Annotated in this window: 16 protein-coding genes; 9 read left to right on the top strand and 7 right to left on the bottom strand. The window is 74.1% G+C overall.

Annotation, left to right across the window (positions count from 1 at the left end):
- Positions 1 to 25: 25 nt before the first annotated feature.
- The 4 genes from JOF36_RS27290 to JOF36_RS27305 are packed head-to-tail and all read right to left on the bottom strand — an operon-like array spanning position 26 to position 3,666.
- Complete coding sequence (locus tag JOF36_RS27290; RefSeq protein WP_210032402.1) at positions 26 to 1,198, bottom strand: acyl-CoA dehydrogenase family protein; 1,173 nt, start codon at positions 1,196 to 1,198, stop codon at positions 26 to 28.
- A gap of 2 nt (positions 1,199 to 1,200) precedes the next feature.
- Positions 1,201 to 1,971: an aldolase/citrate lyase family protein gene (locus tag JOF36_RS27295; RefSeq protein WP_245351003.1), complete on the bottom strand. Its 771-nt coding sequence runs from the start codon at positions 1,969 to 1,971 to the stop codon at positions 1,201 to 1,203.
- Complete coding sequence (hpaH, locus tag JOF36_RS27300) at positions 1,968 to 2,789, bottom strand: 2-oxo-hept-4-ene-1,7-dioate hydratase (RefSeq protein ID WP_210032411.1); 822 nt, start codon at positions 2,787 to 2,789, stop codon at positions 1,968 to 1,970. The genes JOF36_RS27295 and hpaH overlap by 4 nt, the downstream gene beginning before the upstream one ends.
- Position 2,790: 1 nt before the next feature.
- Entirely contained in the window at positions 2,791 to 3,666 is an 876-nt protein-coding gene (locus tag JOF36_RS27305) for an alpha/beta fold hydrolase (RefSeq protein WP_210032413.1), read from the bottom strand.
- Between the two features lie 195 nt (positions 3,667 to 3,861).
- Between JOF36_RS27305 and JOF36_RS27310 the strand changes: the two genes are divergently transcribed.
- From JOF36_RS27310 to JOF36_RS27345, 8 genes are all read left to right on the top strand, one after another.
- Positions 3,862 to 4,116, top strand: a complete 255-nt coding sequence (locus JOF36_RS27310; RefSeq protein WP_210032415.1) for a hypothetical protein — start codon at positions 3,862 to 3,864, stop codon at positions 4,114 to 4,116.
- Positions 4,113 to 5,267: a thiolase family protein gene (locus JOF36_RS27315; RefSeq protein WP_210032417.1), complete on the top strand. Its 1,155-nt coding sequence runs from the start codon at positions 4,113 to 4,115 to the stop codon at positions 5,265 to 5,267. The genes JOF36_RS27310 and JOF36_RS27315 overlap by 4 nt, the downstream gene beginning before the upstream one ends.
- A 34-nt stretch (positions 5,268 to 5,301) precedes the next feature.
- Positions 5,302 to 5,799 (top strand): Zn-ribbon domain-containing OB-fold protein, encoded by a 498-nt coding sequence (locus tag JOF36_RS27320; RefSeq protein ID WP_210032419.1) that lies wholly within the window; start codon positions 5,302 to 5,304, stop codon positions 5,797 to 5,799.
- Positions 5,796 to 7,118 (top strand): aromatic ring-hydroxylating oxygenase subunit alpha, encoded by a 1,323-nt coding sequence (locus JOF36_RS27325; RefSeq protein WP_210032421.1) that lies wholly within the window; start codon positions 5,796 to 5,798, stop codon positions 7,116 to 7,118. Before JOF36_RS27320 ends, JOF36_RS27325 begins: the two co-directional genes overlap by 4 nt.
- Entirely contained in the window at positions 7,115 to 7,621 is a 507-nt protein-coding gene (locus tag JOF36_RS27330; protein WP_210032423.1) for an aromatic-ring-hydroxylating dioxygenase subunit beta, read from the top strand. Before JOF36_RS27325 ends, JOF36_RS27330 begins: the two co-directional genes overlap by 4 nt.
- Before the next feature lie 56 nt (positions 7,622 to 7,677).
- Positions 7,678 to 9,222 (top strand): class I adenylate-forming enzyme family protein, encoded by a 1,545-nt coding sequence (locus JOF36_RS27335; protein WP_210032425.1) that lies wholly within the window; start codon positions 7,678 to 7,680, stop codon positions 9,220 to 9,222.
- A gap of 5 nt (positions 9,223 to 9,227) precedes the next feature.
- Positions 9,228 to 11,642, top strand: a complete 2,415-nt coding sequence (locus JOF36_RS27340) for an AMP-binding protein (protein WP_210032427.1) — start codon at positions 9,228 to 9,230, stop codon at positions 11,640 to 11,642.
- A gap of 66 nt (positions 11,643 to 11,708) precedes the next feature.
- On the top strand, positions 11,709 to 13,205 hold the full coding sequence (locus JOF36_RS27345; RefSeq protein WP_210032429.1) for an aldehyde dehydrogenase: 1,497 nt from the start codon (positions 11,709 to 11,711) through the stop codon (positions 13,203 to 13,205).
- A gap of 58 nt (positions 13,206 to 13,263) precedes the next feature.
- Here JOF36_RS27345 and JOF36_RS27350 read toward each other — a convergent pair whose 3' ends face one another.
- Positions 13,264 to 14,361: a ferredoxin--NADP reductase gene (locus JOF36_RS27350; protein ID WP_210032431.1), complete on the bottom strand. Its 1,098-nt coding sequence runs from the start codon at positions 14,359 to 14,361 to the stop codon at positions 13,264 to 13,266.
- Between the two features lie 178 nt (positions 14,362 to 14,539).
- Here JOF36_RS27350 and JOF36_RS41075 point away from each other — a divergent pair, with 178 nt between their 5' ends.
- Positions 14,540 to 16,765, top strand: coding sequence for an acyl-CoA dehydrogenase family protein (locus JOF36_RS41075; protein ID WP_210032439.1), 2,226 nt, complete (start codon positions 14,540 to 14,542; stop codon positions 16,763 to 16,765).
- A 63-nt stretch (positions 16,766 to 16,828) separates the two neighbouring features.
- On the opposite strand, the gene JOF36_RS27360 is transcribed toward JOF36_RS41075, so the two are convergent.
- Positions 16,829 to 18,421 (bottom strand): ABC transporter substrate-binding protein, encoded by a 1,593-nt coding sequence (locus JOF36_RS27360; RefSeq protein ID WP_210032441.1) that lies wholly within the window; start codon positions 18,419 to 18,421, stop codon positions 16,829 to 16,831.
- On the bottom strand, positions 18,418 to 20,661 hold the full coding sequence (locus tag JOF36_RS41080) for a CoA transferase (RefSeq protein WP_210032454.1): 2,244 nt from the start codon (positions 20,659 to 20,661) through the stop codon (positions 18,418 to 18,420). Before JOF36_RS41080 ends, JOF36_RS27360 begins: the two co-directional genes overlap by 4 nt.
- Between the last annotated feature and the right edge of the window lie 53 nt (positions 20,662 to 20,714).

A 20,714-nucleotide genomic window follows, 5' to 3' on the forward strand; every position in this document is an offset into this window, starting at 1 on the left:
GGGATGCAGCGGTCTGGGTGGGACGTCAGCGCGGCAGGCCGAGGACGCGGTCCCCGATGATGTTGCGCTGGATCTCCGACGTGCCGCCGCCGATGGAGGCGGAGAAGGAGTAGAAGTAGTGCCCCGACCAGCCGCCGGGGACCCACCGGGAGACGAACTCCAGGCCGTCCGGGCCGAGCACGTCCATCGCGAGCGCGGCGACCTGCTTGGCCACCTCCGCGTAGTACAGCTTGATGATCGAACCCTCGGGGCCCGGCGTGTCCGTCTTCAGGTTCCGGCAGATCCCCGCGTAGGTCATCGCGCGCAGCGAGGCGACCTCGGCCCGGGCGGTGGCGAGCCGGCGGGCGATCTCGTCGTCCTGGATCGCGGGGCGGCGCCCGTCGGGTCCGGTCCGCTCCCCGGCGAGCCGGATCAGGTTCTCCACCAGCGCGGCGAGCCGGACCTGACTGGCGGTGTAGGCGGTGCCGCGCTCGAAGGAGAGCGTGGACATCGCGACGCCCCAGCCCTCGTCGACCTCGCCCACCACGTTGGCGAGCGGGATCCGGACCTCGTCGTAGAAGACCTCGCAGAACTCGGCGCCGCCGTCGATGGTCTCGATCGGCCGGACGTCGATGCCCGGGCTGTTCATGTCGCAGACGACCCAGGTGATGCCGTGGTGCTTCTTGCCGGACCGGTCGGTGCGCACCAGGAGCTCCTGGTGGTCCGCCAGGTTGGCGAAGCTGGTCCAGATCTTCTGCCCGGAGACGACGAGGTGGTCCCCGTCGATCTCGGCGCGGGTGGCCAGCGACGCCAGGTCGGACCCGGCCTCGGGCTCGGAGAATCCCTGGCACCAGACGACCTCGCCGCGCAGGATCCGCGGCAGGTGGAAGGCCTTCTGCTCCTCGCTCGCCCGGGTGATCAGCGTGGGGCCCGCGTGGTTGAGCCCGACGAAGCACGCGTCGATGCTCGGCAGTCCGGCCCTCGCGTACTCTTCGTACCAGATCAGCTGCTGGACCGTCGTGAGCCCGCGGCCGCCGTAGGCCTGCGGCCAGGCGATCCCGGCCCAGCCGCCCTCCCACTGGGTGCGCTGCCAGGCCAGGTCGTACTCACGCATCGGCGCGGCCTCGTGCGGGCGCTGCTCGGTGGGCGCGTTCTCCGCCAGCCAGGTCCGCACCTCGTCCCGGAACGACGTCTGTTCCGGGGAGAAGTCGAGATCCATGCCTACTCCGTTCCAGTGTTGCTGCGGTGGCGTGCGGCCAGCTGCTCGCTGCCGCGCGCGAGGAGCACGACGTCCGCGCCGACCAGGACGAACCGTGCGCCGAGGTCGAGGTAGCGCCGGGCCAGCGGCTCGGCGAAGGCGTTCACCCCGGCCGCGAGGCCGTGGGCGGTGATCGTCGTGATCGCCTTCTCGACCGCGGCGACGACGTCCGGGTGCTCCGGCTCGCCGAGATGTCCCAGTGACGCGGCCAGGTCCGCGGGCCCGACGAACACGCCGTCGATGCCCTCGACGGCGCAGATGTCCTCCAGCGCGTCGAGGCCGGCGCGGGACTCCACCTGGACGAGGACTCCGATGCCCTCGTGGGCGCCGGCGAGGTAGCCCGCCGTGCGGTTCCAGCGCGACGCCCGGGCGAACGCCGCCCCCACACCGCGCACGCCCTCCGGCGGGTAGCGAGTGGCCGCGACGACGGCGGCGGCCTGCTCCGCGGACTCGATCATGGGCACCATCAGCGTGGTGGCGCCCAGGTCGAGGAACTGCTTGATCAGCACCGGGTCCGCCACCGGCACCCGGACGACGGCGGCCGCCGGGTAGGGGGCCACGGCCTGCAGCTGGGGCAGCACGGTCGTCACGTCGTTGGGGGCGTGCTCGCAGTCCAGCAGCAGCCAGTCCAGGCCGCCGCCCGCGCAGATCTCCGCGCAGTAGGCGCTGCCCGAGACGACCCACATTCCGATCAGCGGCTGCTCGCCGTCCCGCAGCCGCTCGACGAACGTCATGGCGCGCCGCCCGAGGCGAAGCGGCAGCCCACGGTGCCCAGGGGCCCGTAGTCCGCGTGGAAGAGATCGCCGTCCTCCGCGTGCACGGGCCGGGTGAAGGAGCCCGAGAGGATGACCTGCCCCGCTTCCAGCCCCACGCCGTGCGGCGCGAGCCGGTTCGCCAGCCAGGCCACCCCGTTGCCGGGGTGGTTCAGCACGGCCGCGGCGACGCCGGACTCCTCGATCACGCCGTTGCGGTAGAGCAGCGCGCAGACCCAGCGCAGGTCCACGTCGTGCGGGCGCACCGGGCGCCCGCCCAGGACCAGCCCGGCGTCCGCCGCGTTGTCCGAGATCGTGTCCACGATGGTGCGCAGATGGCCCGTGTCCGGGTCCGACATCTGCACCCGGGCGTCGAGGATCTCCAAGGCCGGGGTGACGTACTCGGTGGCGCCCAGGACGTCGAAGAGGGTGACGTCCGGGCCCTTGAGTGGGCGGCCCAGGACGAACGCGAGTTCCACCTCCACCCGCGGGCGGATGAAGCGGTCGTGCGGGACGGTCGAGGTGTCGGAGAAGAACATGTCGTCGAAGAGCGCGCCGTAGTCCGGCTCGGTGATCGACACCGCCTGCTGCATCGCCCGCGAGGTCAGCCCGATCTTGCGGCCGCGCAGCCGCCGGCCGGAGGCCAGCTTCTCCCCCACCCACGCGTGCTGCACGGCGTAGGCGTCCGCGATCGTCATGTCCGGGTACTGCAGGGACAGCTGGCGGATCGGCGTCCGGGTCCGCTCCGCCTCGTCGAGGCGGCGCGCGGCGTCGAGCACGGCGCTCTCGTCGAGAGCCATGTCAGCCACCGGCCCGCAGCAGGAACGGGACCGCCGCCGCGTTGAACGCCTCGGGGTCCTCGAAGTGCGGCCAGTGCTTGACGTGCGGCATCTCCAGGATCTCCGCGCCGTCGATCAGCTCGGCGACCCGGCGCGCGGTGCTCTGGTACTCCCCGTGGTCCTTGCCGGACGCGACGACGAGCGTCGGGCAGGAGATCGTGCGCCACCGCTCCTCGGGGATCAGGTTGCGCTCGCGGGCGTCCGGGTCCTGCAGGATCAACAGGTGGTCGATCGTGGCCCGGGTCTCCGGCAGCCGGTAGATCGCCTGGCGCAGCGCGACGACGTCCGGGATCCGGTTCTCCTCGTCCGCGATCAGGTGGTCGAACATCGCCTTGATCGAGTCCCAGTCCGGGTTCTCGACGGCCCGGGTGCGCTCGGCGCGGATGCGGGCCATGTTCGAGGCGGTGGCGATCAGCCCGGCCGGGGACATCAGGATCAGCTTGTCCACCCGCTGCGGGGCCTCCACCGCGAGCGCCGCGGCCACCCAGGCCCCCAGGGACATGCCGATGACCGCGGCGTGGTCGAACCCGAACCGGTCCAGCACCGCCTGTACCTGGCGCAGGTAGACCGCGATCTCGTAGTCGTGGTCCGGCTTGTCCGAGAAGCCGTTGCCCACCATGTCGATCGCGACGCAGTGGAAGTGCTCGGACAGGGCGGCCAGGTTGGGCGCGAACGTCTCCCAGTGCCCGCCCGTCCCGTGCAACAGCAGGACGGCCGGCTTCGCCGGGTCCCCCGCCTCGGCGAATCGGGTACGCACCCCGTCCGCCTCGACGTAGCCCTGGCGGAAATCGAGCTCGCGCAGGTGGGTCCAGATGCTCCGGTACGGCGTGTCGCTCATGCCGCGCCCGCCCGCGAGCTGGCTGTGGTGTTCATGTCTTGCTCGCGGCGCACACGTACTGTGAGCTGGGCGAGAGGCGAGACGCTCATCGGCTGCCCTTCGGTATGGACATTGTTTCTGACAGTGAGTGTACGATAGAACCATGACGTGGTCACCGTCGACAGACACGCGAATCTCGTTCACCGGGCGCTCGGCATGAGCCCCGCCGTGAACGGCTCGGGCACGCCGCGCCGGGACCGGCGCGAGCTCGCCGAGCTCCGCAACGAGTTCGCGACCGTGCGGGTCGCGCTCGACGAGCGGGGCAACGGCCCCCGGCTGCTGGTCGAGGACGTGGAGTCCGGCGCCGAGATCCTGCTGTCCCCCCTCGAGCTCGCCAGCCTCTGCCTGGCCAGCGCGGAGGACCGGGTCAACTGGCTGCGGGTGGGCCACTACCGGGACGAACGGCCGTGAGCACGCGCGAGCCGGCGATCGTCGGGCTCGGCGTGACCGCCATGTCCACCGCCCCGGCCGGCGAGGCGTCCGTCCTCGCCGCCGAGGCGATCGCCGCGGCCCTCGCCGACGCCGGGGTCGCCCGGTCCGAGGTCGACGGCCTGCTCGTGGGGTCGAGCCAGGGCGTGCGCCCGGACCGGGTGGGCGTGCAGCTCGCGGCCCAGGCCGGGTTCGGGGACCTGCGACTGCTCGAGCACGTCGAGATCAAGGGCGCGACGACCGTCGCCATGGTCGAGCGCGCCGTGCTGGCACTGCGGTCGGGCACCGCCCGCGCGGTCCTCTGCGTCTTCGCGGACGCCCCGATCCGCGCCCGCGGCGGCGCCGGCTCCACCTACGCGCACAGTGGCGGCGTCTCCGGCGTCCGTGGCCTGGAGCGCGCGTCCGGGGTGCTCGGCTCGGTGCCCACCTACGCCCTGCTCGCCGCCCGCTGGCTGCACGTCACGGGGGGCGCCGCCGAGGATCTCTGCGCGGTCGCCCTCGGGGCGCGCGCCTGGGCCCTCGGCAACCCGGCCGCGGTGCAGCGCACCCCGCTCGACGCCGACGGCTACCTGGCGAGCCCGCTCGTCGCGGCGCCGTTGCGCAGGCTGGACTGCGCCCGCCCGGTCAACGGCGCGGTCGCGGTCCTGCTCACCGCGGATCCGGCCCTCGGCGACCCACGGCGGGTCGTCGTGCGCGGCAGCGGCCGGGCGCACCCGGTCCGTCGCCGCCGCGCCGGGGCCGAGTCCTGGTTCGGCGGGGGCCGCCCGGCGGTGGACGCTGCGCTGGCCGAGGCCGGGATGGTCCGCGCGGACCTGGACGTCCTCGAGCTCTACGACCCCTTCACCGTCGTCACCCTCGCGCTGCTGGAGGAGTACGGCTTCTGCGCTCCGGGTGAGGCCGGTGCACTGGCCCGCGGGGGCGCCCTCGGGCCGGGCGGCGAGCTGCCCACCAACACCGGCGGCGGCCAGCTCTCCGGCTTCTACCTGCAGGGCATGACGCCCCTGGCCGAGGCCGTGGTCCAGCTGCGCGGCGCGGGCGGCGACCGGCAGGTGCCGGACGCCGCGACCGCGCTGGTCGGCGGGCTCGGCGGCCGCTCGGACCATCACGCCTGCCTGGTCCTGGAGGCGGCGTGACCGCCGACGTCCTTCGTCCCGCGGAGGCGGCATCATGACCGGCACGATCACCGCGGACTGGCTGCTCACCGCCGAGCTCGCGCCCGACACCACCGACGTCCTCGCCCCGCTCTACGCCGCGGCCGCCGAGGGCCGGCTGCGCCTGCCGCACTGCGGCGCCTGCGAGCTGGCCCTGGACCTCGAGCAGCGCGTGTGTGACGGCTGCGACGCGAACACCGTCGTGTGGCGGCCGGTCGAGCCCACGGGGGTCGTCCACTCCGTCACCGTCGTCCACCGCCGCGAGCCCGGGCTGGTTCTCGCCGACGGGCCCTACCCGGTAGTGGACGTCGAGCTGGCGAGCGGGCACCGCGTCGTCCTCGCGCCGGTGGGACCGGGCACGCCCGCACCCGCGATCGGCGATCCCGTCTCGATCGGCTTCCGCCGGCTCGGGGACGTGACCGTTCCCGGCTTCGCCCTCCCGTCCCGTCCTGAACAGCACCGTCCGTCCCGTCTCGAAAGCCCCGCCCGCCCGTCTCCGGAGGCACCGTCATGACCGAAATCGACTCCCGGCCCGCCCCGCGGACGGACGTGGACGACCTCGTCCGCCACGACCGCGTGCGCGGCTCGGTCTACACCGATCCCGAAGTCTTCGAGCTGGAGATGGAGCAGATCTTCCGCCGGGGCTGGGTCTACGTCGGGCACGAGAGCGAGATCCCCGAGCCCGGGGACTACGTCACCCGGCGGATCGGCGGCCAGCCGGTGATCTTCACCCGCGGCAAGGACGGCGACGTCCGGGTCCTGATGAACCGGTGCGCCCACCGCGGCAATCGGCTGTGCAACGCCGAGTCCGGTAACAGCACGACCTTCCGCTGCCCGTACCACGGCTGGACGTTCAACAACGACGGCTCGCTGGTCGGCGTCCCCATGCGGACCGGGTACGACAAGGAGTTCCTGGCGAAGCGCAGCGAGCTGTCCCTCGCGCCGACCGCCCGCACCGACGCCTACCGCGGCTTCGTCTTCGCCTCGCTCGCCGCCGAGGGCATCACGCTCGCCGAGCACCTGGGCCGCTCCACGAAGGCGATCGACCGGCTGCTCGCCCTGTCCCCGAACGGCACCCTCGACCTGCGCGCGGGCTGGATGAAGCACCAGCACATGAGCAACTGGAAGATGGTGATGGAGAACAACGTGGACGGCTACCACGCGTTGTTCACCCACGAGTCCGTCTACTCGGCGGTCCGCGAGGCCAAGGTCTCGCACGTCCCGAGCAAGGTCGAGGTCTACGTCCGGGACCTGGGCCAGGGCCACTCCGAGATCGACTACTCCGCGGAGTACACCCGGCTCGACGAGGAGTTCGTCTGGTTCGGCCGGGCACCGCGGGCCAAGCTGCCGAACTACGTCGCGGCGATGGAACGCGCGTACGGCCCGCAGGACACGCACTCCGCGTTCGTCGTGGGCCCGCCGCACACCCTGATCTTCCCGAACCTGTTCCTCGCCGAGATGAACATCATGATGGTCGAGCCGATCGCGCCGGGTGAGACCGTCGCCTACACGACGCCCGCGCTGATCCCCGACCAGGACGAGATGAACGGCCGCATGCTGCGCCGCACCGAGGGCGCCATGGGCCCGGCCGGCTTCCTGATCGCGGACGACGGCGAGATCGGCGCCCGTAACCAGATGGGCCTGGCGGCGCAGAAGCCGGACTGGATCGTGCTGGCCCGCGGCCGGGACACCGACGCCGCCGACGCGACCGGCCTGGTCAACCACGACAAGAGCGCCGAGACCCCGCAGCGCGGCTGGTGGGCGCACTGGGCCGAGGTACTGGGCGGCCGGTTCAACACCCACTCGACCACCCCGGACGGAGAGACCCGATGAGTGAACCCGCCTTCAGCACCGGCACCCCCGTGGACCCCGCCCTCGAACCGGACGTCCTGGCGTTCCTGCACCGCGAGGCCCGGCTCGCGGACGAGGCACGGTACTCGGACTGGGAGTCCCTCTGGGACGACGACGGCGTGTACTGGGTGCCGATGGCCCCTGACCACGATCCGCGGGTCAACCTGTCCTACGTCTACGACAACCGCAAGCGCCTCCGCAGCCGGGTCGCCCAGCTGAACTCGGGCGCGCGGCACTCGCAGACCCCGCCGTCGGTGATGCGCCGGCTGCTGACCAACGTCGAGGTTCTCGAGCGGGGTGCGGACACCGTCACCGTCGGGTCCAACTTCGTCCTGTTCGAGTACCGGCACGCGCTCACCACGTGGGCGGGCCGGGTCGTGCACACCGTGCGCCGCCGCCCCGACGGGGAGCTGCGCCTGGCCGCCAAGACCGTGCACCTGGTGAACGCAGGCGGGCCGGTCCCGACGCTCGCCTTCCTGATCTGACCCTTCTTCAGACACCGGGCGGCCTCCGGCCAGCCCCTGCACCCGTGTGAGGACCCATGCTGGTCGGAGACATCCCCCGCCTCAACGCCCGTCGCTATCCCACCAAGCCCGCCGTCATCTCCGGTGGGACCACGCTGACCTGGGCGGCGGTGAACGAACGCGCCAACCGGCTCGGCACCGCACTGCGCGCGTCCGGGCTGCGGACCGGGGACCGGGTCGCGATCTGCGCCCGCAACACCGCCGAGTGGCCCGAGATCGTGTTCGGGCTGGCCAAGGCCGGCCTGGTCGCGGTGCCGGTGAACATCCGGCTCTCCGCGCCCGAGATCGCCCACGTCCTCACGGACTCCGGGGCGCGGGCCGGAATCGTGCACTCCGACCAGGCCGCGCTGGCCGGCGAGGTGTTCACCGAGCACCTCGAGCTCGTCCTGCAGCTGGGCGGCGGGGAGGTGGGCAAGGAGTACGAGGCGGCGCTCGCGTCGTCGACCGACACGGACCCGACGCCGCCGACCCTCACCCACGACGACGTGCAGTTCATCCTCTACACCAGCGGCACGACCGGGCTGCCCAAGGGCGTCGTCCAGCTGCACCGCGGCATGGTCGCGCAGGCCCTGGACACCTCGATCGTCACCGAGGCCGTGCACTCCGACGTCACCCTCGGGACGACGCCGTGCTTCACCGCGGGCGGGATGGTCCGCACGGTCGCCGCGCTGTTCCTGGGCCAGACCCTGGTGCTGCACCCCCGGTTCGACCCGGAGGCCGTCGTCGCCGAGATCGAGCGCAGCCGGGTCACGATGACGACGTTCATCCCGACCATGCTCATGCGCACCCTGAAGGTGCTGGAGAACGACCCGAGCCGGGACGTGTCGAGCCTGCGCCGGATCAGCTACGGCTCGGCCCCGGTGCCGCCGGGGCTCGCCCAGGAGGCGATGGCCCGGCTGGGCTGCGACCTGCAGCAGCGCTACGGCGCCACCGAGGCCGGCGGGCAGGCCACGATCCTCACGCCTGCGGACCACCGCGCCGCCGTCGCCGGCGACGAGGGGCTCCTCGCCTCGTGCGGCCGGGAGACGCCGATGGCCGAGATCCGCATCGTCGGCGAGGACGGCGCGGACCTGCCGGTCGGCGAGACCGGCGAGATCGTGATCCGCTCGGACATGGTGGCGGCCGGCTACTGGAACAAGCCCGAGGCCACCGCCGAGACGTTCCGGCCGACCGGGCTGTGGTCCGGGGACCTGGGCAGGCTCGACGAGCGCGGTTACCTCTACATCGCCGGCCGGAAGACGGACATGATCATCTCCGGGGGCTTCAACGTGTACCCGGCCGAGATCGAGCGGGTCATCGCGCAGCACCCCGCCGTCGACCTGGTCACGGTCGTCGGCATCCCGGACCCGGAGTGGGGCGAGACGCCGGTCGCGGTGGTCGTCGGCAAGGGCGCACCCGATCCCGGGCTGGAGGAGTCCCTGCGGGTGCACTGCCGCGGCAACCTCGCCGGCTACAAGCAGCCGCGCCGCTTCGAGTTCCGCGACGAGCTGCCCCTCGGCCCCGCTGGCAAGATCCTCAAGCGCGAGGTCCGCGCGGCCCTCCTCGCGCCGGCGGGGAGGTGAGCGGGATGTCCGCACCCACCGAGGCCCCGCCGACCGTCGCCTCCGGCTGGCGCCCGCCGTTCGAGGCGGCGAACGTCGCCGAGCTGCTCGCCCGGCGCGCCGAGCTCACCCCGGACTCGCTCTTCGCCGTCGACGAGCACCGCACCCGGGTCACGTTCGCGGAGCTCGCGTCCGACGTCGACCGGGCCGCCGCCGGGCTGCTCGCCCTCGGGGTGCGCCCCGGTGACGTGGTGTCCTGGCAGCTGCCCAACCGCCTCTCGACGATCGTGCTGTCGCTGGCCCTGTGCCGGCTCGGCGCCGTCCAGAACCCCCTGGTCATGCTGCTGCGGGAACGCGAGCTGACCTTCATCTGCGGCCAGGCCCGGACCGCGCACCTGTTCGTGACGGGTGAGTTCCGCGGCACGGACTTCGGGGCCGTCGGCGCCGCCGTCGCGGCCGCCGTCCCCGGGCTGCGGGCCCACGTCGTGGACCCTGCGGCACCGCTCGGCCCGGTCGCCGGCGCGCTGCCCGAGGGCGACCCCGCCACCCTGCCGCCGCGCCCCACCGGCGACGGGCCGGCCGAGGTCCGCTGGCTGATCTACACCTCCGGCACGACGTCGGACCCGAAGGGCGCCAAGCACACCGATCGGGGCCTGATGGCGGCGTCGGACGTGTTCTGCGCGAACCTGCGCGTCACCTCCGAGGACCAGACCGCCACGCTGCTGCCCCTCGCCCACGTCGGCGGGATCGCCCACGTGCTCACCTCGCTGCGGACCGGCAGCAGTCTGGTCACCAGCGCCGTGTTCGACCCGGCGACCACGATCGACCTGCTGGCCGAGAACCGGATCACGCTGCTCGGCTCGGGCCTGCCGTTCATCAAGGCCTACCTCGCCCGGCAGCGCACGCAGCCCGACCGGCCGCTCTTCCCGCACATCCGGGTGACCCTCTGCGGGGGCGCCGGCAGGCCGGCGGCGCTGCACGAGCAGGTGCGCCGGGAGCTGGGCGGGATCGGCATCGTCTCCGGCTACGGGATGACCGAGTGTCCGTACTTCACCTGGGGGACGCCGGAGGACACCGACGTCGAGCACGCGACCGCCGAGGGGCGGCCCGGTCCCGGCGGCGAGGTCGTCGCCGTCAAGGCGGACGGCACCCGCGCGGCCCCAGGCGAGGAGGGCGAGCTGCGCGTGCGCGGGCCCCAGCTGATGCTCGGCTACGTCGACTCCTCCCTCGACGAGGGCGCCTTCGACGAACACGGCTTCTTCCGGACCGGCGACCTCGGCACCGTCGGCGAGAACGGCACGGTGACCGTCACGGGCCGGATCAAGGACGTCATCATCCGGAAGATGGAGAACATCTCCGCCCGCGAGGTGGAGGAGTTCCTGGCGGACGCGCCCGGCGTGGCGGACGTCGCCGTGATCGGGCTGCCGGACGAGGAGACGGGCGAGCGGGCCTGCGCCGTCGTCGTCCCCACCGACCCGGCCGCGCCGCCCACCCTGCCGGACCTCACCGCGCACCTGCGCGCGCGCGGCCTGTCCACCCGCAAGTTCCCGGAGCAGCTTGAGGTCCTTCCCGAGCTGCCCCGCAACGCGATGGGCAAGGTGGTGAAGCGGGACCTGCAGGTCCGGTTCGCCCCCGCACCCGCTCCCGGGGCCGCCGTGCGCACCCCCCTCGGCGAGCTGTCCACCGTCGTCTACGAGGTCGACGCGCACGTCGCGACGCTCACGCTGAACCGGCCGGACCGGCTCAACAGCTTCAACCGCACCATGACCGAGGAGATCGCCGAGGTCTGGCGGCACGTCCGCGACGACGACGACGTGCACGTCGTGGTCCTGCGCGCGGCCGGCGACCGGGCGTTCTGCACAGGCCTGGACGTGCGCGAGGGCCCCTGGTGGAGCGATCAGAACCAGTGGAACCAGGAGGACCCCGGCGTCCTGCTCGGCCCGCGCCAGCACCGGGTGTGGAAGCCGGTGATCGCGGCGGTGCACGGCATGGCGGCCGGCGGCGGGATGTACTTCCTCAACGAGGCGGACATCGTCATCTGCTCCGAGGACGCCACCTTCTTCGACCCGCACGCCAACGGCGGCATGGTCTCCGCGCTCGAGCCGATGGGCATGCTGCGCCGCGGCGTCCCGCTCGGCGACGTGCTCCGCTGGGCCCTGGCCGGCAACGAGGAGCGGATCACCGCGCCCACGGCCCTGCGGCTCGGGCTGGTCACCGAGGTCGTCCCCCGGGACCGGCTGTGGCCGGCGGCCCGGGCGCTGGCCGACGAGATCGCCTCGCGGCGGCCCGCGTCGATCCAGGGCACGGTGCGGGCGATCTGGGAGTCGCTGGACCTGCCGCCGTCGGTGGCGGCGCAGCGCGGCTTCGCCTACGCCCAGCTCGGCAACGTCGGACGGGAGAAGCTGCGCCCGAGCGGCGGGGGCGAGAAGCGGTACCGGTGAGCGAGCCGCTCCCCGACGACGAGATCACGATGCCGTGCACCCTCGGCACGGTCTGACAGGAGACCCATGACGACGCTCGAGAACCCCGACACCCGGCTCGCGCAGTTCGGCCTGCACCTCGACGGCGCGAGAGTCCCGTCGGAGTCCGGGCGGACCTACGAGTCCCTGGACCCCTTCACGGGCGAGCCCTGGGCCGTGGCCGCGGACGGCACCGCCGCCGACGTCGACCGGGCCGTCGCCTCGGCCCGTGCCGCGCTGAAGGGCCCGTGGGGCTCGCTGAGCGCCACGGCCCGCGGTGAACTGCTCCGGAGGTTCGGTGAGCTGATCGCCCGGGACGCGGACCGGCTCGCCGAGCTGGAGGTCCGCGACGGCGGCAAGCTGCTGCGCGAGATGGCGGGCCAGGTCCGCGGTCTACCCGCCTGGTACACGTACTTCGCGGGCGTCGCGAGCACGCTGCACGGCGAGGTCATCCCCACCGACAAGGACAACTACCTCGTCTACACCCGGCACGAGCCGGTCGGCGTCGTCGCGGCCATCACGCCGTGGAACTCCCCGCTCCTGCTGCTCACCTGGAAGCTGGCGCCCGCGCTCGCGGCCGGCTGCACCGTCGTAGTCAAGCCCAGCGACTACACGCCCGCCTCCACGGTCGCGCTCGCCGAGCTGGCCACCGAGGCGGGCTTCCCGCCCGGCGTGGTCAACGTGGTGACCGGCTGGGGCCCCGAGACCGGGAAGGCCCTGGCGGCCCACCCGGGCGTCGACAAGATCGCGTTCACCGGTTCGACCGCGACCGGGATCTCGGTCGCCCACGCGGCGGCGGAGAACGTCGCGCGGGTGACGCTGGAGCTGGGCGGCAAGTCGGCGCAGGTCGTGTTCCCGGACGCGGACCTCGACGCGGCGGCGAACGGGGTCGTCGCCGGGGTGTTCGCCGCGACCGGACAGACCTGCCTCGCGGGCTCCCGGCTCCTGGTCCACGAGTCCGTGGCGGACGAGCTGGTCGCGCGGATCGTGGAGCGCGCGGAGCGGATCGTGGTCGGGGATCCCAAGGCGCCGGAGACCGAGATGGGACCGTTGTCGAACGACCGCCAGCTCGACGTCGTCCTGAGCCATTTCGCGTCCGCCCGCGAGCAGGGCGTCCGCATCGCCTGCGGCGGCGCGCCGGTGCGCGAGCTCGGCGGATACTTCGTGCAGCCGACCGTGCTCACCGACCTGCCCGCGGACGCCCGCGCGCTCACCGAGGAGATCTTCGGCCCGGTGCTCGCCGTGTCCACGTTCCGGGACGAGGACGAAGCCGTCGAGCTGGCGAACTCCACGCCTTACGGTCTGGCCGGTTCGGTGTGGACCAAGGACGTGCACCGCGCGCACCGGGTCGCCGCGCGCCTGCGCGCCGGCACGGTCTGGGTGAACGCCTATCGCGCCGTGGCCCCGCAGGTGCCGTTCGGCGGGACGGGCCGCTCGGGGATCGGCCGGGAGAATGGCGCGGACGCGATCCGGGACTACACCGAGACCAAGGCGGTCTGGATCGAGCTGTCCGGGCTGACCCGGGACCCCTTCACGCTGGGCTGAGCTTCACGCCGGGCCGGGCGCCGGCCGGGCCGGGGCGGGTGCCCCGGCCCGGGTGCGGTCAGAAGCGGATGTGCAGGTCCTCGCCGGGCGTCTCCGGGTCCGCGACGGACTGGCAGCCGAGGATGTGCCCCTCGGCGAGGTCGTCGTCGTCGAGGACGTCGTTGGACAGCATCCGCACCCGCCCCTTGAGCACCTGGGCCTGGCAGGACCCGCACACGCCGTCGCGGCAGGAGTAGGGGGCGTCGATGCCCTTGCTCAGCAGCAGGTCGACGAGCTTCACCTCCGCCGGCCAGGACAGCTCGTGGGTCTCCCCCTCGAGCTCGACGACGACCCGCACCGCGTCCGCAGAGCCCTCCTCCCCGACCGTGGGGACGACGATGTCGGCGAAGGGGTCCGTCTCCAGCGAGGTGTAGACCTCGACGTGCACGCGGGCGGACGGGGCACCGGCGTCCTGCAGCGCCCCGGACACCGCCGCCATGAACGGAGCGGGCCCGCAGATGTAGCTCTCCCGGTCGACGTAGGGCGCCACGAGCGTCCGCAGCTGCTCCCGCGCCGGGATCCCCTGCACGGACTCGAGCCAGTGCAGCACGGTCAACCGGTCGGGGTGGGCGGCAGCGAGCCGGCGGAGCTGCCCGGCGAAGATGACCGACGCCTCGTCCCGGTTGGCGTAGAGCAGGGTGATCCGGCCTGTGCCCAGCGCGAGCGCGGACTTGAGGATGGAGAAGACCGGCGTGACACCGCTGCCCCCGGCGACGAGCAGGAAGTCCACGTCCAGGTCCGGCGGGGTGAAGACGCCGGACGGCGCGAGGACCTCGATCCGCGATCCCGCGCGGACGTTGTCGCACAGCCAGTTCGAGCCGTAGCCCTGCGCGGTCCGCTTCACCGTCACGGTCAGCCGCTCGTCCGCGTGTGGGGTGCTGGCCAGCGAGTAGCACCGGGCGACGGAGCCCGTCCGGTCGCTCGGGATACGCAGGGTGAGGAACTGTCCCGGGCGGTAGGTGAACATCTCGCGGTCCGCCTCCGGCACCTCGAACACCAGTGAGCGGGCGTCGGGCGACTCCTCGACGACGGCCGCCACCGTCAGCGAACGAGAGCGGGGGCGGACCACCGCGCTCTCGGTCCGGTCGGCGGTCGGCGCGGCGCTGAGCTCGGCCATCGGGTTCCCTCCAGTGGGTGCGATGCTGCATCGGCCGCCATCGACGGCAGCCGATTTCTGACATAGTGTATGCGCAGTATCGCCAGCAGAAGAGCCATCGGTGCGATGTGACGAGGTCGTCCTCTGACACCATCTCCGCGCATCGGCGGCCACCCGTCACCGCCGGAGGACACGACTCGTGAGCAGCCATGTGGGCGTCGCCGACACCGAGGACCAGCGCGCGCTGGTCGACGCCGTCGGCCGGACGCTGGAGCGGTGCTGGAGCGCCGAGCAGCGACAGAAGCAGGTCGGCGACGCGGCCGCCGTCTCGGAGCGGCCCGTGTGGTCCGCGCTGGCCGAGCTCGGCGTCGCCGGGCTGCCCGTGCCCGAGGACGAGGGCGGCTCGGGCGGACGCTGGGCGGACCTGGCCGTCGCGCTGGAGACCGTGGGCGGTGCGCTCGCGGCCGTCCCGTCGATCGGTACCGCCGGCGCGCTGGGCGCGCTGGAGGGACTCGACGGCGTCGCGGAGACCCGGGCGGCGATCGCGTCCGGGGCCGCCCTGGCCACCACGACCTGGACCACGGCCGGGGCCGGCTTCACCTGGTCCGGCTCCCGGGTCTCGGGCCGCGCGGAGTCCCTGCTCTCCCCCGAGGCCGACGTCGTCCTGCTGCTCGCGGACGCCCCGGACGGGCCCGTCCTCGCGCTGGCCGCCACCGAGGACTCCGCCGTCACCCTCCGGCGGCACACGAGCCTTGACCTGACCCGGCCCGTCGCGACGCTCGAGCTCGCCGACGCCCCGGTCACCGTGCTCGCCCGCGGGGACGAGGCCCTGGCGGCCGCCCGGCGGGGACGCGCCGCCGCCGGCACCGCGCTCGCGAACGAGCTGGTCGGCCTGGTCGCGCACTGCCTCGACGGCTCGGTGGCCTACGCCGCGGACCGCGAGCAGTTCGGCCGGCCGATCGGCGCCTTCCAGGCGGTGAAGCACCGCTGTGCGGACATCCTCGCGAGCCTCGAGCTCACCCGGGCCGCGGCCCGGCACGCCGCCGCCCTGCTCGACTCCGGACCGGATGGCGACCCGGACGTCCTGGACGACGCCGTCGCGCTCGCCCTGGTCCGGGCCGGGGCCGCGGCGCACGAGGCGTCCAACGGGTACATCCAGGTCCTGGGCGGCATCGGCTTCACCTGGGAGCACGAGGCGCACCTGTACTTCCGCCGCTCGGGGGCGGCGGCCGCCCTGTTCGGCGGCGCGGAGGCCCACCGGACGCGGCTGGACCCGACGACGGTGCGCACCGCGGCCCCGGCTCCGGCCCTCACCGGGCCCGCGGCCGAGCTGGACGCGCAGGTCCGGGAGCTGCTGCCGGGCCACAGGCAGAAGTGGGGCGACGACGACTCGTTCGCCGCCCGCCTGGACTGGCAGCGGACCCTGCACGGGGCGGGCTGGATCGCCCCGCACTGGGCGGAGCAGTTCGGCGGCCGGGGGCTCGGCATCGTGGATCAGGTGGCCTGCGACGAGGTGCTCGCCGCGCACCGCGCCCCCGCGCTGGCCGGGGTCCTCGGCGTCAACAACGTCGCCCCCACGCTCATGCACTACGGGACCCCGGAGCAGCAGCGCCACCTCGCGGCCATCCAGGCGGGCACCGAGGTCTGGTGCCAGGGCTTCTCCGAGCCGGGCTCCGGCAGCGACCTCGCCTCGCTGCGCACCCGCGCCGTGCTCGACGGCGACGGCCCGGACGCGGAGTTCGTGATCTCCGGGCAGAAGGTGTGGACGTCGGAGGGCATGGAGGCCGACCATTGCCTGCTGCTCGTCCGCACCGACCCCGACGCCCCGGCCCACAAGGGAATCTCCGCGCTGCTGGTCCCGCTGGACCTGCCCGGCATCACCCGCCGCCCGATCACCCAGATCACCGGCGACGGCGGCTTCGCCGAGCTGTTCTTCGACGATGTCCGGGTCCCGTACTCGGCGCTGCTGGGCCCGCTGCACAAGGGCTGGACGGTCACGATGACCACGCTCGCCTTCGAACGGGCCGGCGTGATCATGATGGCGAGCCGCCTGGAGCAGGACGTCCTCGACGTCGTCGCCGGGCTGGCGGACCGGGACCTCCCGCCCGGGATCCGGCTGGACCTGACGGACCGGCTCGTCGAGGCCCGCCTGCTCGGCCTGCTGGGCCGCCGCGCGCTCGGCCGGATCGCCGACGGCGGCTCCCCCGGCCCCGAGCACTCGGTGATCAAGCTGGCCTGGTCGGCGGCGTCCCAGCACATCGGCGAGACGCACCTCGCCGCGCTGGGCGCCGACGCGGCCGCGGCGCCCTCCGCGGCCGGCGCGCGGCACGGCTACCTGCTCTCCCGGGCCTCCACCATCGCCGGTGGCACCACCGAGATCATGCGCAACATCCTGGCCGAACGGGTCCTGGGCATGCCCCGCTGACCGGCACCGACCGAACGATCGACCGGCGCCGGTTCCCCAAGGGGGGCCGGCGCCGGTCGGCGTTCAGGACGCCTCGGCCCGGCCCACGTACCGCAGGTCGAAGGGCCCGCCCTGGTCGGGAGCGGTCATGGCGTCGAAGCCGGTGATGTCCGGGGTGGACACGAAGCTCGCCGAGTAGCCGCACAGGTAGAGGTCCAGGGCATGTTCCGACGCGGTCGCCGAGGCCGCCTCGAGCAGGGCCCGCCGCTCGTCGGCCGGCTTGGTGGAGTCGGCCGCGCGGGCGAGGAGGTCCTCGTAGCCCTCCGGCAGCGGCCCGGGGAAGAAGGCGGACAGGTAGGCGTCCGACACCGTCATCCCCGGGTCCGCGACGCCCGGGTGCGAGCCGATGAACCCGTGTGCCTTGCGGTCCCGGAAGTCCGCCACGGCCTGGGTGAAGTCCATCCCCCGCACGTCGAGCCGGATACCCACCTCGCCCAGCTGGGCCTGCAGCACCTGCGCGAGGGCCAGCTGGGAGGCGGACACCCCGCTCGTCACCGCGGTCAACGTGACCCCGCCACCGAGACCCGCCTCGGCCAGGAGCTCCCGGGCGCGCTGCGGGTCGTGGGTGTAGCCGACCGCCGGTGAGTGCCCGACGACGCCCTCCTGCAGCGGCTGGGAGGTGGGCGCGCAGTTGCCGTCGAACACCGCCGCGTCGATCGCCTCCCGGTCGACGGCGTAGTTGAGCGCCCGCCGCACGCGCACGTCGTCGAGCGGGGCGAGCGCCGTGTCGAGATACATCGCGTACCACGACGTGGGCCGTTCGGTGACCACGGTGAAACGCCCGTCCGCGGCCAGCTGCTCGGCCTGCTCCTGCTGCGTCACCTTGGCCATGATCGCGTCGACCTGCCCGCTGCGGAGGGCGTTGAGCCGGGCGTTGTCGTCCGGGATGCCGAGGATCTCGATGCGGGACGACCGCTGGGCCGCCGGGTCCCAGTACCCCTCCGCCCGCTCGTAGACCACCCGGTCACCGAGCTTCAGCTCACCGAGCCGGTACGGCCCCGACCCGGCGTCGGTCGTGGCCGGGTCGACCTCGCCGCGCAGCGCGGCCGGGCTGAGCACGGACCCGACCGACGTCGCGAGGGTGAACAGGACGTCGGTGGCGGGCCGGGACAGGGAGAGCACCACCGTGCGCGGATCGGGCGCCTGGACGTCCTGGATGACCCGCAGGTCACCCGCGACCGTGGAGCCCGGCAGCGTGGCCGCCCGCCGCAGGGTGTCCCGCACCGCCGTGGCGTCGACCGGCGTCCCGTCATGGAACACGGCGTCGTCGCGCAGGGTGAAGGTGACGGTGCGGCCGTCGGGCGACTGCTCCCAGCCGGTGGCGAGCATCGGTGCGACGACCGGCCCGGCCGGGCCGGGGGCGATCTGGGTGAGCCGGTCGTAGACCAGGCTCAGGTAGGGAAAGGCCCCGATCGTCGAGACCGTCGTGTGCGGGTCGAAGGGCATGGGCGGGAGCTGCCAGGCCATCCGCAGGGTGGTGGACGCGGCGCCGCTCCCGCCGCCCGCGGCGCCGCCGCCGCAGCCCGCGAGCAGCAGCGCGGCAACGCCGAACAGGGCGGCGAACGCGACGCGGGGTGAGCGGACCGGTGGAGTTCTCCGGCTTCGCGGTGGTGTCATCGGACGGGTGCCTCCTCGGCGACGGTGGCGAAGGGTTCGTGCAACGTTCCGGCGGCTCCGAGCAGGGCCACGGCGCGGTCCCATCCGGGCCGCACCGCGGGACCGGCACCGGGCGCGGGGTGCACCGCACCGATGTAGCCGCGGACCAGCCGCAGCCGGCCCAGCGCCGGATCCCGGACGACGTGGGAGAAGTCGTTCGCGACCAGGTGCGGGGCGTGGAGCACGCCTTCCCGGGCGACGACCGGGCATGCGGGAACCCCGAGCCGGGCGAGCTCGGCGAGCCAGTGCTCGACCGGGCGACCGCCGAGCGTGGCCTCCGGATCGGGTCCCAGGAGCGCGGCCACGGCGCGTTCCTGCGCGGTGTCCACGGCCGCGATCGCGACCCAGCCGTCGGCCACCCGGTGGTAGCCGCGCGCGAGGGAGGGACCCGCGAAGTCCCGGCCCCCGACGGTCGCCGGCGGGCGGCCGTCGTAGCCCGTCAGCTCCGGGGCCTGCAGGAACGTCGAGGTGGCCGCCAGGGACACCGTGACGTGCTGGCCCCGCCCGCTGCCGGTCCGGGCCACCAGTGCGGCGAGCACGCCGAGCGCGGCGAGGGCCCCGGTGGCGACGTCGTGCACCGGCGCGGTGGTGGCGACGGGCTCGCCGGTCCCACCCTGGGCCGCGGACAGCCCGGAGAGCGCCTGCAGCACCGGATCGAAGCCGGGCAGGTCTGCGAAGGGCCCGGTGCGGCCGTACGCCGACACCGAGCACCGGACGAGGGCCGGGCCGGCCGCGCCGAGGACCTCGTCGCCCAGCCCGAGCCGCGCCATGCTCGCGGGGCGCAGGTTGTCGATCAGGACGTCCGCCCCGCCGGCGAGCTCGAGCAGCGCCCCGCGGCCGGCCGGGGTGCGCAGGTCCAGCGAGGCGATCGTCTTGGCGTGGTTGGCGGAGGCGTAGGACGCGGAGAAGACGCGGTACGGGTCCCCGCCGGTGGTCTCGACCTTCACCACCGCCGCCCCCAGGTCGGCGAGCACCGCGCTCGCGAAGGGCGCGGCGAGGAACGTGCTGAGGTCGACGACACGCAGCCCGGTGAGCGGGAGGTCCGGCGCCGAGCCCTCCGGCTCGCGGGTCGCGGGGTGCTCGCGCCACAGGTCCCCGGCGCCGACGACGTGCCCGGGTCCGGGCAGGTGCCGGACGGCTCCGGGGGTGGCCGGCAGCCCGATCGGGACGCCGGGCACGGCGACCCGGCCGAGGACGGGGTGCGTCAGGGCGACCGGAGGCGCCGCGGAGGCGACGATCTCGTCGTCGAGCCACTCCGCGCGAGTGCGGACCGGCGCCGCCGGGACCCCCGCCTCGGCGAACGCGGCGAGCCACTCGTCCCGCGGCCGGGTCGCGAGTGTCGGCTCCAGCTCCTCCCCCACCGCCGTGCCCACGTCGGGTTTGAGCAGGTTGGCGAACTCGCCGTCCACCTCCGGGAGGACCAGGACGTCCATCCGGTCCAGCACGTCGAGGGCGCGGAAGAAGAAGTCCGCGGTGAGCGCCGCGAGGTGCAGGAACCGGCCGTCGGCGCAGCGGTAGGTGCGGAAGTTGGGCGATCCGGGCAACCGGGACCCCGGCGAGAACACCCGCTCGACGTCCATCCCCTCGATCATCATCGTGCCGAGACAGGCCGCGGACGCGTGTAGGCCGCTGACCTCCAGGGCCCGCCCGTGGCCCGACGTACGCACGCCCATCAGGCCCGCCGCCGCGGCCACCGCCGCGAGAGCCCCTTGGACGGCCCCGACGAGGGGGACGACCGAGGCGACCGGACGTCCCGGCTCGTGTGCGGGATGGTGCGTCGCGAAGCCGCCGAGCGCCCCGAGCAGCAGCGGATCCGCGGGGAGGTTCCGCCACCGGCCCCGGGTCCCGTGGGGCGGGAGCGCGACGTGCACGAGCGACGGCCGCGCCGCGAGCAGGCCGGCGGGCCCGAGACCCGGAACGGACCTGCCCGGGGTGGCGTCGTCGAGGACGACGTCGGCCGCGAGCGCGAGCCGGCGCAGCTCCCCCGCCGAACCGGCGTCCCGGCCCGTGACCAGCTGCTTCCCGCGGTCCAGGCAGAGGTCCTCCGGGGTCCAGCCGGTCGGCTCGCGGCCTCCCGGCAGGATCCGCGCGACGTCCGCGCCCAGATCGGCGAGCAGCATGCCGGCTGTCCGGCCCGCCCCGGCCGACGTCAGCTCGAGCACCCGCACGCCCGCGAACGGGCCCTCGGGGACAGGTGTCACCGGGCACCTCCGACCTCGTCGTCGTTCCCCGCGGGCGGACGCCGGCGGGGAGG

The organism is Pseudonocardia parietis (assembly GCF_017876315.1).
In the GTDB taxonomy this organism is placed as follows: Bacteria; Actinomycetota; Actinomycetes; order Mycobacteriales; family Pseudonocardiaceae; genus Pseudonocardia; species Pseudonocardia parietis.

Coding starts and splice junctions, on each gene's coding strand:
- JOF36_RS27290 (WP_210032402.1), bottom strand. CDS start 1,198: ATGGATCTCGACTTCTCCCCGGAACAGACGTCGTTCCGGGACGAGGTG.
- JOF36_RS27295 (WP_245351003.1), bottom strand. CDS start 1,971: ATGACGTTCGTCGAGCGGCTGCGGGACGGCGAGCAGCCGCTGATCGGA.
- hpaH (WP_210032411.1), bottom strand. CDS start 2,789: ATGGCTCTCGACGAGAGCGCCGTGCTCGACGCCGCGCGCCGCCTCGAC.
- JOF36_RS27305 (WP_210032413.1), bottom strand. CDS start 3,666: ATGAGCGACACGCCGTACCGGAGCATCTGGACCCACCTGCGCGAGCTC.
- JOF36_RS27310 (WP_210032415.1), top strand. CDS start 3,862: ATGAGCCCCGCCGTGAACGGCTCGGGCACGCCGCGCCGGGACCGGCGC.
- JOF36_RS27320 (WP_210032419.1), top strand. CDS start 5,302: ATGACCGGCACGATCACCGCGGACTGGCTGCTCACCGCCGAGCTCGCG.
- JOF36_RS27325 (WP_210032421.1), top strand. CDS start 5,796: ATGACCGAAATCGACTCCCGGCCCGCCCCGCGGACGGACGTGGACGAC.
- JOF36_RS27330 (WP_210032423.1), top strand. CDS start 7,115: ATGAGTGAACCCGCCTTCAGCACCGGCACCCCCGTGGACCCCGCCCTC.
- JOF36_RS27335 (WP_210032425.1), top strand. CDS start 7,678: ATGCTGGTCGGAGACATCCCCCGCCTCAACGCCCGTCGCTATCCCACC.
- JOF36_RS27340 (WP_210032427.1), top strand. CDS start 9,228: ATGTCCGCACCCACCGAGGCCCCGCCGACCGTCGCCTCCGGCTGGCGC.
- JOF36_RS27345 (WP_210032429.1), top strand. CDS start 11,709: ATGACGACGCTCGAGAACCCCGACACCCGGCTCGCGCAGTTCGGCCTG.
- JOF36_RS27350 (WP_210032431.1), bottom strand. CDS start 14,361: ATGGCCGAGCTCAGCGCCGCGCCGACCGCCGACCGGACCGAGAGCGCG.
- JOF36_RS27360 (WP_210032441.1), bottom strand. CDS start 18,421: ATGACACCACCGCGAAGCCGGAGAACTCCACCGGTCCGCTCACCCCGC.